This window comes from Enterobacter sp. JBIWA003 (assembly GCF_019968825.1).
GTDB lineage: Bacteria > Pseudomonadota > Gammaproteobacteria > Enterobacterales > Enterobacteriaceae > Enterobacter > Enterobacter quasiroggenkampii.
On record NZ_CP074170.1, the window covers coordinates 3,836,597 to 3,849,479 of the forward strand.

Below are 12,883 nucleotides of genomic sequence, written 5' to 3' on the forward strand. Positions count from 1 at the left end.
CCCCTTTCCCTCTTCCCCATAAAAACGTACTACTTCCCTAGTACATATGAGGAGTTGGGTCAGTTGGTTGCCATCCTGAACAGGCACCTTTAAGCCTGTTTCTGTTCGGGTACCTTTAAACCCGAAACAATGAGGAGCGCGATTGCGTTCCAGCCAGGGGAGGTTCGGCGGTATACCCCTGTAAAGCTCTGCCCTGATTTCTCACAAACAGGCGAAGCCTTGTGTTTGCTTCATGCCTTGCCCGGTTCTCCTTGCGGTAGGAAACGGGTTCAGCTTCGAACGTCTCCTGATACACAGCTGCATAACGCTGGATAGCTTTTTGTCGTGCAGTTGGTGTCAGGCTAAGTAACTGCTGCTTAATCCACTCGGCATCCGCTTGGCTAAAATCGGAAGGTAAGATGCTGAGTAACTCAGGCTCTGGTTTCATCGCTTCGCCGCTTAGATGGGAATGCTTTGTTTTCAAAAGCTGAAACAGTCCCTTCCTCAGAAATCACAACAAAGATTTCCCGACCGGCTCTTAATGCTTTGCTTATGGCAATTTGCGTTACTCCGAGCGCTGCGCCAGCTCTTACCTGGCCGTGCTCTTTCACGTATTCCTTAAGAGTAATCTGGTTCATACGTCCTCTACGATTAAATACTACTAAAAGTATTAAAATGAAGGGTACTATAGGTAGGAGACATAATCAAACTTTTGGTATTAAATCAGGCTATGGAAAAGAAAAGCAGATTGACGACAGAACAGCTTCAAGACGCAGCGCGCCTTAAGGCCTTGTATGACTCGAAGAAAAAAGAATTGGGCATCACCCAAGCTGATATGGCCGACGAACTGGACATTTCTCAGGGAGCTGTCGGTCATTACCTGAACGGTAGAAACCCACTGAATCTTCCAGTTGCAGCTAAGTTTGCGAAACTGCTTCATGAGCCGATTTCGAGTTTCAGCCCAGCTCTTGCTAAAGAAGCTGAGCTGTTATCCCAGGTATCAAACGTTACTTATCATGGCCCGGCCAAACCACGTGGGACATACCCACTCATTAGCTGGGTAAGTGCAGGGGCATGGTGTGAGGCTATAGAACCGTACACACTAAAAGACATTGATGAATGGTACGATTCGGATGCACACATTGAAGGTCAAGGATTCTGGTTGAAAGTCCAGGGTGACTCAATGACTTCTCCTGTCGGTATGAGCATTCCTGAAGGTATGTACGTTTTAGTCGACACAGGTAAAGAACCAATCAATGGGAGTTTAGTAGTTGCCAAGCTTACCGACGCAAACGAAGCGACCTTTAAAAAACTGGTAATTGACGCCGGGAAAACCTATCTCAAGCCATTGAATCCTCAATATCCTCTCATTCCAATCAACGGCAATTGCAGGATCATAGGTGTCGTTGTTCAAGCTATGATGTGGCTCTGATTAAGCTACTAACAGTACAAAACCTGTCCTCCTGACAGGTTTTTTTTATTTCTTTACATTTCAATAAGTAAGCCCATCTCCACCACAAAACTATACTTTTAGTATTGCAGATACTAAAACATCTAGTATTATTCATTTCATCGGCAAGTGACGGAGCCAGAGAAATGAAAAGAGATCCACAAGCGGTAACGGGTAATAGGCACTTTGATATTCATAAAAAAATCAAAGAAAGCAGAAGCCATTGGGTATATTTAAAAACGGCGCAACCCTATCATGGCGATGCTAATTACGAATTTATCACCAATCTTATCGATGGGATAGAATTTGCGATTTACCAAAGATACAAAAACTATTTCGTATTAGTTGATTTTTTCAAAAGCTATGATGATGCCTGTGATGAAGCTAAAAAAATCATTGATGAGCATCCTGATATTAAAAATATGTTTTCTGCTAGATCATTAATTAAATAAATATAGAAATAAATATAACGCCTTAAATGGCGTGACCGAACTCACCCCGAGGAAATGAAAATGCAAAATTCACTTTCTTTTAACGAGACAATTAAAACACCACAAATGCTGTTCGGCTCTGACAATATTAATGATTTTGGAAACAGAGTTAAGAGCTGCAGGATGGAAGGTGATTCAATGCAGCCGACTATCGAACCCTGTGAGGTTGTAGCTTTTGTTGATTGTGGAGGCCGCGTTCTTACACCCGGCATTTATGTTTTTACTGGCGATGTTTTTGGCCGTAACTGCCTCTTTATCAAGCGAATAGAACCGTTGCTGGACGGGTCACTAAAGATTATTTCTGACAATCACCATTACCCAACTTTCACGCTTAACTCGGGTGAGCAAAAAGACATACGTATTCACGGAAGAGTTGTCGCTTCTTTGGCTGTGAGGCACTTCATATGACTTTCATCAAAGACAAAACGGCATATAGAACAGCGTGCCTTTATGCGGCGTGTGGTTACGAAGTAATCGCCAGGCTTTATCTTAAAAAAGCATATGGGAGGTAAACAATGCCAATTCAAGAACGCCAGGATATACAAGGCGTGAATGTTAAAGCTGAGCAGTTAAATGCCTTGATGCAAACAATTCACGCTCATCATGAACAATTTGACCGTCACCAACTGGATGGCCTTTTAGGTCTGGATTATGACCTAGCCAGTTTGATTTATAACTGGACAGAGAAGGAAGAAACTATCGTTTTAGCGAATGAAGATGCGCAAAGGGAGATTAATTAAATGGATAACTTAATCACTACGTATCGCCGAAGAATTTTAAAGGCTGCGTTATTACGCCACCAGCGAAAAACCGGAAGCACCTGCATCATTATTAATATGCCTAAGGGTGGAATAAACACAGTCGAATTAACAGAAATACTGCTTGATGGTTTGTTGAGACGATTCGAAAAGCTGGCTCTCAGTGAATACGGGAATGTCGACGGCGTAAAAGCCATCAGAGGAATTTACAGCAACGCCGTGGATGTGAATGGCAGCGGTGAGTTCCTGACAGAAAGCGGAAAGGCATTAATCGACGATCTCATTGCTGAGCTGGTCGAGTTTGCCAAGAAACAAAAATCAGTCACTGCGGAGACAAGCCATGAGTGATCAGACACCAATTATCACGCACGAACCAGTAAATATCGTGCTGACAATCGAGAACGGGAAGGTTATCCACGCGCGGCCGGTCCATAACGGCGAGGTTACAGCATCGCTGGAGACGTTTTTGTGGATGGCTGAGCAAGCCGGTTACACGGTCACCCCACCAGCAGGAGAGAAGGACAATGGCCCTGACAGCGATACGAATTCCTGAGTGGGTACACCTGCAGGCGGTCCATGTACTCCGCCAGTTCAGGGCCAGGCGGATTCATCCCTGCCGAATGCACGGCTCCGGAAACCTGAGCCTGAGGGTTAATCGCCGCTGGCGGCTGCTGTCCCGAGACGGCGGCCAGAACTGGGAAGTAATGAGCCATGAACGATACAGCAAACTGAAGGACAGAAAATGAAAATTCAACATCAGGACTATGGCGCCGTGGCGAACATCGTTATCACAAGCACTCTGTTTGAGTTCCGTAAACATAACAGAGTGGTAGATGTCACGCTGCTACACACACCCGGAATCGTAGCAACCCGTAGCGGGATGTTCTTCATGAAAACGGTTTTATCCGGCAAGTCTCGGGACATGCTCCGTGCGTACAGAGCTGTTTTTCGGGAGGCATCACGATGAAGTATTTCCTCCTCTCTATGCTGTTTGGCCTGTTGCTGGTGGCCGTCGTTTTCGGCGCGCTGATTGAGTATAAATTTTTGATAGGTTTCTGAGGTATGCCATGAAAAAAGGTACCACTGAAATTATTGAACGCTGGACCCGTTTAGCAGCGAAGGCCAAAGAGCTGGGGCTCACCACCATTCCCATCGACCCTGAAAACATGTTGATGGTGCTGGGGGAGCTGCCGGCCAGTTCGGCCGAAAAGTCGGCCGATTGCCAGAATGACTATCAGGCTGCGATCGACATCTTGCGCGACAGAGCTGCTCGCGAACTAGATGGTGGTTTTCGCGCGCATCACAACGCCCTGATTTATGCCGCTAATGAACTGGAAAATGCCCAGGCTTTCGGGCAGGAGGTCATCCATGAGTCTTGACTGTGTACCCCTTTCTACGTACTGCAGGGACGCGGGGGAAACGGTAGAAGCCGTTAACAAACGGATACAAAGGGGGTTATGGAAGGAGGGAGTACATGTATTAAAAGTCGATGGCGTTAAAGAACGCTGGATTGACTTAACGGAGGTTTCAAAGTGGGCAAGAAAGAACAAGGATCATTATCTCTCCCAAGAGGAGTAACCATCCGCCAGCATAAAACTGGCGACACTCTGGTTATCACGTTCACATACAAAGGGGTTCTGTGCCGGGAGCCCCTCTCCAAAATGGAAGCAAACGCGCGCGGTGTGAAGTACGCCGAGCGGCTGCTCGGGGAGATACAAAACCAGATCGTCAGTGGCACCTTTGAATATGCGAAATATTTCCCCAACTCCAAAAAGCTGGAGCTGTTCGGGGTGGTGAAGAAAACCAAAAACATAAAGTCCTACCTGGACGAGTACCTGAAAATCTGCCAGAACCGCAACCTGTCCCCGTCGACTATAAATGGTTATGAAAAATGCCTGTCGGCGCTGTCAGCTCTGCATAAACTCCACGTGTCAGAACTGACGCCAGCGGTCCTTAAAAACTGGATAGCCAGCCGGAAAACAAAGCTGAAAACGACCAGGAATAACCTTTCGTTTCTGCGCAGCGCCATCGATGAAGCTGTTACGGATGGCCTGCTGACCATTAACCCGGTAACCCTCGTCAGCGCCAGCCGGTACCACGTGATCGACAGCAGCCCGAGCGCCGACGATTACGAGGTTGACCCGTTCACGCCAGCGGAGACCCTCGCCATTTACCAGAACTGCAGGTACCCGGAATGGGAAAACCTGTTCCGCTTTGCTTTCAATACCGGTCTGCGGAGCTCCGAACTGTGCGCGCTGCGCTGGCCTGATCTCGACACCATCGCGAACACAGCCCACGTTCAGGCGGCCAGTGTCGTAGGGGTACTTAAAGGCACCAAGACAAAAGCCGGTACCCGCAAGGTGGAGCTGAACAGTGAGGCGCTGGCGGCCCTGCAGGCGCAGAAGCAATACACCTTTATGAAAAGTGAGTTCATATTCAGCGATCCGAAAACGGGAGAACCCTGGGCGAACGCCGACGCTATCCGTAAAAAAGCATGGGTGCCGACCCTGAAAAAAGCTGGCGTGCGCTACCGTAACCCGTACCAGACGCGGCACACATTCGCCACCAAGCATATTAGCCAGGGCGTTAACCTCTTCTGGCTTGCCGGACAGATGGGCCACAAAGGGCCGGAAATGATATTCCGCAACTACGGTAAATACCTGGCTGAATATGACGGTAAAACCGCGATTTCAGCCGCGCTGTAGCGGGGTAAATATTTCAAAATGTTGGACAGAATCAGGACGTTAGACAGACCTCAATATGCACGTAAAATGCACCTGAGGTATATCACAGTGAAAGAATTGTTTATTTTCAATGAGTTAAATATATTTCAGACGCGAGTTCAACTCCCGCCAGCTCCACCAAATAATGATCCGGATACGTCCGGCGAAGTACAGAAAGCCCGCATGGCACAAGCCCTGCGGGCTTTTTTGTGTCCGTCATTGTCCGAGAACATTCGGCTAAATCCGGTGATTATTGGTATACGTTTAGGTATACGGTAGGATGTATACCTAAAAGCGTATACCAATTCATGAAGGAGTGGTCATAGTGGCACGGACAACACGCCCCCTGACCAACACTGAAGTTCTGCGCGCTAAAGCGTTAGAGAAGGATCTAACGCTGCATGATGGCGATGGGCTGTTCCTGATAGTGAAAACCAGTGGGAAAAAGCTCTGGCGTTTCCGTTATCAACGTCCGGCAACAAAGCAGCGAACAATGATGGGGCTCGGTGCCTTCCCCGCCCTTTCGCTTGCTGATGCCCGAGGGTTGAGAGCGGATTACCTTGCCTTATTAGCCAACGGAATCGACCCGCAGATTCAAGCTGAAGTTGCAGAGGAACAGCAGCAAATCGCTCTGGACAGTATTTTTTCGACAGTCGCCGCTAACTGGTTCCAGCTCAAAAGCAAAAGTGTTACGCCTGATTACGCAAAAGACATTTGGCGCTCACTGGAAAAAGATGTATTCCCTGCCATCGGTGAAACCCCCGTACAGCAAATCAAAGCCCGTACATTGGTTGAAGCACTTGAGCCAATCAAAGCTCGTGGGGCGCTTGAAACTGTACGTCGACTGGTGCAACGCATTAACGAGATAATGATTTATGCTGTTAACACTGGTCTGATTGATCCCAATCCAGCATCAGGTGTTGGAATGGCATTTGAGAAGCCCAAAAAGCAAAACATGCCGACGCTGCGGCCAGAGGAATTGCCAAAACTGATGCGTTCTCTAGTCATGTCAAATCTATCTGTTTCGACTCGCTGTCTGATTGAGTGGCAGCTCCTGACCCTTGTGCGCCCTTCTGAGGCATCCGGGGCTCGGTGGGCAGAGATCGATCTTGATGCAAAGCTCTGGACTATTCCTGCCGAGCGGATGAAGGCTAAGCGTGAGCATATCGTGCCCCTATCACCACAGGCATTAGAGATTCTGGAAGTGATGAAACCAATCAGTGCACATCGAGAACATGTATTCCCAAGCAGAAATGATCCCAAGCAACCAATGAATAGCCAAACTGCAAATGCTGCACTTAAACGCATAGGTTATGGTGGGAAACTTGTTGCTCATGGCCTGCGCTCTATCGCAAGTACTGCAATGAATGAGGCTTTTTTTAATGCAGATGTAATAGAGGCTGCTTTATCCCATATACATAAGAATGAGATTAGAAGAGCTTATAACCGTTCTAATTATTTAGAAAAAAGAAGAGAACTAATGAAATGGTGGGGGGATAAAATTCATCAAATTTGAATAAAAGGCCTTTATTAAAAGGCCTTGCAAATTAATCAAAGTCATTTCAAACATTAGCAAACAATAAAACTAATCCTTGACCTCTTCATCTTCATCTTCATCTTCATCTTCATCTTCATCTTCTTTAAGAAAAATCTCGAGATCTTGATTTTCAATCATTTCAACAGTGATATCTTTTGACCTTACATCCTCAAGGAACATATCTATATAAGCCTGTTTAGACATCATTGAGAAGATATAGTCGCCTCTTTCCTTTTCAGGTTTGGACTCCACTGCTTCAAGTAGTAAATCCAGTGAATATGCTACCAGGCGTTTCAATATTTCATTTTTATCGTCATCACTATGTTTAAGAATGAAGGATATTAAATTAGCCTTAGAATCATACTTCTCACGCACATATTTTTCACTTACTATTCTGATAATACTTAGCACATGAAATATATTCGTAAAAATAAGGCTATCCCTTCTTTTAGCAAACGGTCTAACATCCGTTAATATGTCAAAAAGAATAAAGGAAGCATGAACGATTTTAGGATCTGTTTGAGAGTTAAAGATAGTTTCATACAATCCCTCTGCACTTTCAGTTCTCGACGAGAAAATTCTATCACTTTCATTATCACTATATGCGAGAGCCGATTTTACAACATCAACAGGTTTGAGCAACCAAAAGCCCATATAAGCACTTGCAAAAATCCTGTTGGGAATGACATATACATCATCAGGCTCTTCTCTAAATTCACCGTCGCGCTTTTCATACCACACCTGGGTATTAAAGAAATAATCCTGTAATTTTTTCTGTATAGGGTCATTTGACCAAAAATCTCTCTCTGACACCGGATTTTGAGAGTTTGTATACTTTGTCACTTTTAAGTCGAAATCACTGCCACCTGACTTTAAAAGTCTAAATGTAATTTTAGCCTCTTCATCAAGAATCATGCGCTCTTCCTGACTGCATTCTTTATAAGCACGATATATCGAGTATGCAGTTTGAGCACCGTTAATTATCTGTAACCCAAGGATATCAAATTCTTCGGCTTGACTATTTATCTTCGGCATTCTCCTTGTAATGCCTGTCACACCGTTATTATAATACCAAAAGTAAGATGGGTTTTTTAATAAAGTATTCTTTATTTCTTCGTTAATCGTTGAGGACATTAATGGATTTCTGACGTTCCTCTCAAATAATGACACGCCATATTTATTTACTAGATCGTAAATCAGTCTAGGGCGAACAAGAAACACATAAGCGTTAAACGGCGAATGAACCTCAATGCTATTACTCCCTTCACTTCTCAGTATAGACACAGATATATTATCTAGCTCTGGGTTATATACATTTTCCAAAGGGTTGGGAGGGAAGCTCTTTTTATATTCACGACTAATATAATCAATTTTCAAGCGATGAATATCAAAGCCTTCAACCTCAATATTCCCACCTATGGAATTCTTCAGGGCCTTGATGTTATCATCTGCATCCTTACAATTATTTTTTAAACATAAATAAATTATTTTAACTCGACCATTTTTCCTAATATGCTCTCTCAACGCATCATATTGAGCATTAAATCTTTCGTTAGTGCCCTTTTGTTTTTCTCCTTTTAGAATAGCATGTATGTCGCTAAGGAATGATTTCAATTCTTTACTATCAAAATCAGAATCACAGTTAGAAACTGCATTCCATTTTGACTGAACTATATAAAATGACTTTTCACCTTGCGAATCAACTTTATCTAATATAATGTCACACGAAGAATCATCATGACCATCAGTTATATATTGTTCAACATTCGATATGCTCGCATAACTATTTAAGAACCATATAAGAAAGGAGAATGATTTTTTTGCTGTTCTTGCTTTAAATTATCAAAAAAGCCAGAATAAACCTCACTATTAATTATAGCCTGAAGTTCATTATCTATATAATCATAAAAAACGCTATTCTTCATTTTTATTACAGTCCTTTCATAAATTTATTAAGTAGCGCAATAACTCTACCATATATAACAACAGCAGCTCATGAATCTATCACATGATTGTTGAAACTTTGGATCTTTTTCAATTCAGTCCACATACTTATAATAGACAAGAAAATAAATTACCACATCTGCAATCATAGCGCGCAATGCTCTCCCCGCCACGCCTGCCCGCTTAAGGGGGCGCTTTTAATGCAGGTGCATGACCGGCCTCAGGGCGCGCCAGTACTGGCGCTGGCGGGGGTTCCAGTATCGGTAAAACGCATGCAAAACCATGCACCTTATGCATGGCTTTTTACGGGAAAACATCGGGATTTGCGGGAATTTTGAAAGGACTACTGCACGGCCAGTTCTGCACGGCGGCGGGTGTAATTCAGGTTCTGTGCAGGCGTAAATTATTCACGACCATCATCGCGCGAAGCCGCGTCAGGCCTGAATCCAATGGCCGTTCAAAATGTCATTATCCTGCGCCGAATAATTAATTTTTTCACCGGCGGCCAGCCAGACCTGTAGCGCCTTACGCAGACAGTCGCGTGAGTGCTGCATGGCGGCGCGCTGAACGGCGGAATGTTACCCAGAATAATTCATCAGCTCAGGGACTTGGGCGGCGGCCAACTCCGCGCCGTGCGCCTGCATAAAATCATTTAATCGGTCGCGGATGCTGATGCGCTGCACCTCCTCATGCGAACGGATATAGCGACCGGCAGCCTGATTAATTTCCCACTTTTTCACGTCGATAATCTCGCGCAGCGTTTGCAGGCTCCGGCCGCTGTGGCCGCTGCCGGCAAGCTATTCGCGGTATGCCTTTTCGGCCTGCGTCAGTTCTTCCCTGCGTTGCAGCCAGGCAGATTTGTTTGCCTGACAGGCCTCAAAGGATTTCCGTAGTCTCAGTGTGGTCCCGTAAGTTTCCAGTTATGCCTGATCGTGTTAACGCATCTGCGCGGTAGCGGTGGCTCCCGGTGCAGGCATGTGGATAACCGGCTCAATAGCCGGTGAACGGGTAATCCCTTAAGTGGATTAAAGTGCGCGGAACGTGCAGTAAAACATGCTTTTGCCACACTTCATTAAGCCATCTTTAGCCTGCTTTTCGAGAAGAACATAAAATCGGCCCACTACCAAAGAGCGTTGAACCATCAAAGTAATCCCCATTAACAACAATCTCTATTCTTTTTATAAGACAAATCGTTCATAACGAAGCCCCCTAACGCACCTCATATGACATTGAAAGAAAAAGGAAATGTAATGAACGCATCCTACTCATTAAGTTCGGAGCAACATGATGGTTGAAAGCGTGAAGTCGGCAGGTGTGGAGTCTCGCAGATTTTCGGCATCATAGTGCCCAATACGGGATGCATAAAGCTCCCTCAGACTGGAGACTCCACAGCATGAAATATACACCGGTTGGCGTTGATATCGCAAAACATCTGATTCAGGTTCACTTCATCAATGAGCACACAGGTGAAGTGGTGGATAAACAGGTACGCAGTAAAGACTTTCTGGCTTTCTTCAGTAACCGGGAACCCTGCCTGATTGGTATGGAGGCCTGTGGAGGTTCTCAGCATTGGGCGCGGGAACTGGAAAAGCTGGGGCATAAAGTCCGGCTGATGCAGGGAAGGTTCGTCAAGGCGTTCGTCATGGGCAACAAGAACGATGTCATGGATGCCCGCGCTATCTGGATGGCGGTACAGCAGCCAGGGAAGGCGATAGCCGTAAAAACGGAAGAACAGCAATCGGTACTGGTTATACACCGTTCACGCAGACAACTGGTGAAGTTCAGAACTGCACAGATTAACGCGCTGCACGGGACATTGCTGGAGTTTGGCGAAACCATCCACAAAGGCCGGGCAGCGATGGACAGGGAATTACCGGCAGCCCTGGAGCGCCTGAAGGAGAAACTGCCACCGTATCTTATCACCGTACTGGAAGACCAGTACCACAGGCTGAATGAGCTGGATACGCTGATAGATGGCCTTGAAAAACAGCTTAACAGTGTGGCGCGACAGAATGAAACCTGTAAGCGACTGATGGAAATTCCCGGTGTGGGACCGTTAATCGCTACAGCGGCGGTTGCCACCATGGGAGAAGCATCCGCGTTTAAATCAGGGCGAGAGTTCGCCGCTTATGTCGGCCTTGTACCGAAACAAACGGGTTCAGGAGGGAAAGTTCGCCTGTTGGGGATAAGCAAACGCGGTGACACTTATTTGCGAACTCTGTTTATCCACGGAGCAAGGGCTGCTTCATTAGTAGCGAAAGAGCCCGGCCCATGGATAACAGAACTGAAAAAACGGCGTCCGACCAGTGTGGCTATCGTAGCGATGGCAAACAAACTGGCGCGGACGGTATGGGCGATAGCAGCCCATGATCGTCAATACGATAAAAATCATGTCAGTGTCAGGCCGTATTAATCGCTGATACCGACAAACATTAACTCTTAAAAAAGGGTGAATGCTGAAAGGTTGCTATGGTGGACAGAGTGATGACAAAGACAGGTAAGACCGGGACTCGCTAAACCTGAATATTTTTCTGAGCTTAAAGCTCGCTAAGGAAATAAGGCGTGAGTCAGCGGATTACATAGGGGCTCGCAGCTTTATGGCTGCAAAAAAGCCGGATATAAAACTGTAACCTACCCGTCAGAGTCAGAACAATGGATGCCTTGCAAACGGGATGCGTTCATATAAAAAATATAAAGCTTAAAGCGTGCCTAATAAATATTAAAAAGACCTTTTGCCGATAATGTGCTAGAAATTTGTTCAACGTATCTCAGAGCCAATAGCAGGAACAATGAGAATATGGATACGACGTTGCTGAGCGCATTAGATACTGATGGACGCGATAAATTTGAAAGCGCGATGAATGCCTTGCAAGGCGATGTTTCCGCTGCGGCCGCGAGGTTGTCAGTTGATCCCCGCTTACGCCTTGAGTACTCAAAAAGAATCAAAGAAATGTCCGTAGACTTACGCGCAAAGGCCAATGCTGGTGTGATCTCCTGGGACAAAGCGGCACGAGAGGCTCAGGAAACGAGAAATTTGATCATGGAGATGGTGCGCTCTCGCAGCACTCCACTCGGACGGGCAATGGCCGAACGAATAAAAAGCGAGGGTAAGACGCTTAATGAGTTGGTAGCAAAAAAAGCGAAAGCTTTATTCGGCCCACAGGCAAATTTTAACAACCTTTCGGAAGTACAAAAAAATCAGATATATGCAGGTATCGTTGAATCCGCAGGCAAGTCTAACCCACAAGTAAACATGAAAATGATGCAGCTCTCGCGCGTTGGAAGGGGGTTAATTGTTCTTTCGATTGCGATTTCTGTTTACGAAATTTATGCCGCTGATGATAAGGTTTCTGAATCAGGCAGACAGATAGCGATTAATGGTGCAGGTATTGCCGGTGCTGCCGCAGGTGGTGCAATGGCGGGATTAATGTGTGGGCCAGGCGCACCTGTTTGCGTGCTCATCGGTGGCTTCGTCGGCGGCGCGCTTGCTGCATGGGAAATGGGACGTTTGTGGAATTGATTATGCAACAGGTTAATTCAATAACATTGGTTAAGGTTAGTGACACTACCGATGTATCCCAGGCTCAATCTGACGTTGTGCTCAATGGTAAAAGCACCGGCATTATTGTGCCGGGGCAAGTGCTTGAAGCAGCGGTCCAGGTTAATGAGCAACGTTACATCCTGTTTCTAACGGATGACATTATTTTTGAAGAATCCCTGACGATTGCCCTTATTGACGTTCATGACGGGCTTAAAGAAATTGTTCGTTTGGGCAATGAGTACTCGACAGGAACTTTTGCGGATCTCCAGGTCACTGACGATAGCGTGGACTTCAAGTTTATTGGGGATTATATCTGGACACTGACAGTGTCCGATTCACCTCGCTTGCGGCTTCCTTTTGTTTCCGATCCCAAAGGGGTTAAACGGGAGTCTGGTCTGAAAAAGTACATAACGATATCTGCCGCACCGGCGTCGGAAAACGTAAGCTGAAGTCATTATTT

At 45.8% G+C, this 12,883-nt stretch carries 19 protein-coding genes and 1 pseudogene; 15 read left to right on the forward strand and 5 right to left on the reverse strand.

Annotated features, from left to right (window positions below; translation table 11 throughout):
* Nucleotides 1-115: 115 nt before the first annotated feature.
* A complete protein-coding gene (locus tag KGP25_RS18475; protein ID WP_214600527.1) occupies nucleotides 116-427 on the reverse strand; it encodes a hypothetical protein in 312 nt (103 codons plus the stop codon).
* On the reverse strand, nucleotides 411-617 hold the full coding sequence (locus KGP25_RS18480) for a Cro/CI family transcriptional regulator (protein ID WP_060569205.1): 207 nt from the start codon (nucleotides 615-617) through the stop codon (nucleotides 411-413). Before KGP25_RS18480 ends, KGP25_RS18475 begins: the two co-directional genes overlap by 17 nt.
* Nucleotides 618-709: 92 nt before the next feature.
* Between KGP25_RS18480 and KGP25_RS18485 the strand changes: the two genes are divergently transcribed.
* The 12 genes from KGP25_RS18485 to KGP25_RS18540 all read left to right on the forward strand — a co-directional run bounded on the left by KGP25_RS18485 (nucleotide 710) and on the right by KGP25_RS18540 (nucleotide 6,917).
* On the forward strand, nucleotides 710-1,411 hold the full coding sequence (locus KGP25_RS18485; RefSeq protein WP_103142036.1) for a LexA family transcriptional regulator: 702 nt from the start codon (nucleotides 710-712) through the stop codon (nucleotides 1,409-1,411).
* A gap of 164 nt (nucleotides 1,412-1,575) precedes the next feature.
* Nucleotides 1,576-1,881: a hypothetical protein gene (locus KGP25_RS18490; RefSeq protein WP_223539446.1), complete on the forward strand. Its 306-nt coding sequence runs from the start codon at nucleotides 1,576-1,578 to the stop codon at nucleotides 1,879-1,881.
* Nucleotides 1,882-1,941: 60 nt separating this feature from the next.
* A complete protein-coding gene (locus KGP25_RS18495; protein WP_223539447.1) occupies nucleotides 1,942-2,328 on the forward strand; it encodes a S24 family peptidase in 387 nt (128 codons plus the stop codon).
* Between the two features lie 107 nt (nucleotides 2,329-2,435).
* Nucleotides 2,436-2,660, forward strand: coding sequence for a hypothetical protein (locus tag KGP25_RS18500; protein ID WP_223539448.1), 225 nt, complete (start codon nucleotides 2,436-2,438; stop codon nucleotides 2,658-2,660).
* On the forward strand, nucleotides 2,661-3,026 hold the full coding sequence (locus tag KGP25_RS18505) for a hypothetical protein (RefSeq protein ID WP_223539449.1): 366 nt from the start codon (nucleotides 2,661-2,663) through the stop codon (nucleotides 3,024-3,026).
* Complete coding sequence (locus KGP25_RS18510; protein ID WP_063417306.1) at nucleotides 3,019-3,231, forward strand: hypothetical protein; 213 nt, start codon at nucleotides 3,019-3,021, stop codon at nucleotides 3,229-3,231. The genes KGP25_RS18505 and KGP25_RS18510 overlap by 8 nt, the downstream gene beginning before the upstream one ends.
* Nucleotides 3,203-3,424 (forward strand): hypothetical protein, encoded by a 222-nt coding sequence (locus KGP25_RS18515; protein WP_023325729.1) that lies wholly within the window; start codon nucleotides 3,203-3,205, stop codon nucleotides 3,422-3,424. The genes KGP25_RS18510 and KGP25_RS18515 overlap by 29 nt, the downstream gene beginning before the upstream one ends.
* The gene (locus KGP25_RS18520; protein WP_223539450.1) at nucleotides 3,421-3,645 is read left to right on the forward strand and encodes a hypothetical protein; all 225 of its coding nucleotides are present in this window, start codon (nucleotides 3,421-3,423) and stop codon (nucleotides 3,643-3,645) included. The genes KGP25_RS18515 and KGP25_RS18520 overlap by 4 nt, the downstream gene beginning before the upstream one ends.
* A 100-nt stretch (nucleotides 3,646-3,745) precedes the next feature.
* The gene (locus KGP25_RS18525) at nucleotides 3,746-4,057 is read left to right on the forward strand and encodes a hypothetical protein (protein WP_223539451.1); all 312 of its coding nucleotides are present in this window, start codon (nucleotides 3,746-3,748) and stop codon (nucleotides 4,055-4,057) included.
* Nucleotides 4,047-4,256 carry a hypothetical protein gene (locus KGP25_RS18530; protein WP_000050710.1) on the forward strand — a complete coding sequence of 70 codons (210 nt, stop codon included), beginning with the start codon at nucleotides 4,047-4,049 and terminating at the stop codon, nucleotides 4,254-4,256. Before KGP25_RS18525 ends, KGP25_RS18530 begins: the two co-directional genes overlap by 11 nt.
* Nucleotides 4,211-5,383, forward strand: coding sequence for a DUF3596 domain-containing protein (locus KGP25_RS18535; protein ID WP_222697763.1), 1,173 nt, complete (start codon nucleotides 4,211-4,213; stop codon nucleotides 5,381-5,383). The genes KGP25_RS18530 and KGP25_RS18535 overlap by 46 nt, the downstream gene beginning before the upstream one ends.
* Nucleotides 5,384-5,726: 343 nt before the next feature.
* Nucleotides 5,727-6,917, forward strand: a complete 1,191-nt coding sequence (locus KGP25_RS18540; RefSeq protein ID WP_223539452.1) for an integrase domain-containing protein — start codon at nucleotides 5,727-5,729, stop codon at nucleotides 6,915-6,917.
* Nucleotides 6,918-6,986: 69 nt separating this feature from the next.
* On the opposite strand, the gene KGP25_RS18545 is transcribed toward KGP25_RS18540, so the two are convergent.
* From KGP25_RS18545 to KGP25_RS18555, 3 genes and pseudogenes are all read right to left on the reverse strand, one after another.
* Nucleotides 6,987-8,552 carry an AIPR family protein gene (locus KGP25_RS18545; RefSeq protein WP_223539453.1) on the reverse strand — a complete coding sequence of 522 codons (1,566 nt, stop codon included), beginning with the start codon at nucleotides 8,550-8,552 and terminating at the stop codon, nucleotides 6,987-6,989.
* A 173-nt stretch (nucleotides 8,553-8,725) separates the two neighbouring features.
* A complete protein-coding gene (locus KGP25_RS18550) occupies nucleotides 8,726-8,863 on the reverse strand; it encodes a hypothetical protein (protein ID WP_223539454.1) in 138 nt (45 codons plus the stop codon).
* Nucleotides 8,864-9,285: 422 nt separating this feature from the next.
* Nucleotides 9,286-9,802: pseudogene (locus KGP25_RS18555) on the reverse strand (phage polarity suppression protein).
* Nucleotides 9,803-10,275: 473 nt separating this feature from the next.
* Between KGP25_RS18555 and KGP25_RS18560 the strand changes: the two are divergent.
* The 3 genes from KGP25_RS18560 to KGP25_RS18570 all read left to right on the forward strand — a co-directional run bounded on the left by KGP25_RS18560 (nucleotide 10,276) and on the right by KGP25_RS18570 (nucleotide 12,872).
* Nucleotides 10,276-11,295: an IS110 family transposase gene (locus KGP25_RS18560; RefSeq protein ID WP_223539455.1), complete on the forward strand. Its 1,020-nt coding sequence runs from the start codon at nucleotides 10,276-10,278 to the stop codon at nucleotides 11,293-11,295.
* Between the two features lie 384 nt (nucleotides 11,296-11,679).
* Complete coding sequence (locus tag KGP25_RS18565) at nucleotides 11,680-12,402, forward strand: hypothetical protein (protein WP_045336591.1); 723 nt, start codon at nucleotides 11,680-11,682, stop codon at nucleotides 12,400-12,402.
* Between the two features lie 2 nt (nucleotides 12,403-12,404).
* Nucleotides 12,405-12,872: a hypothetical protein gene (locus tag KGP25_RS18570; protein WP_223539456.1), complete on the forward strand. Its 468-nt coding sequence runs from the start codon at nucleotides 12,405-12,407 to the stop codon at nucleotides 12,870-12,872.
* Nucleotides 12,873-12,883: the final 11 nt, after the last annotated feature.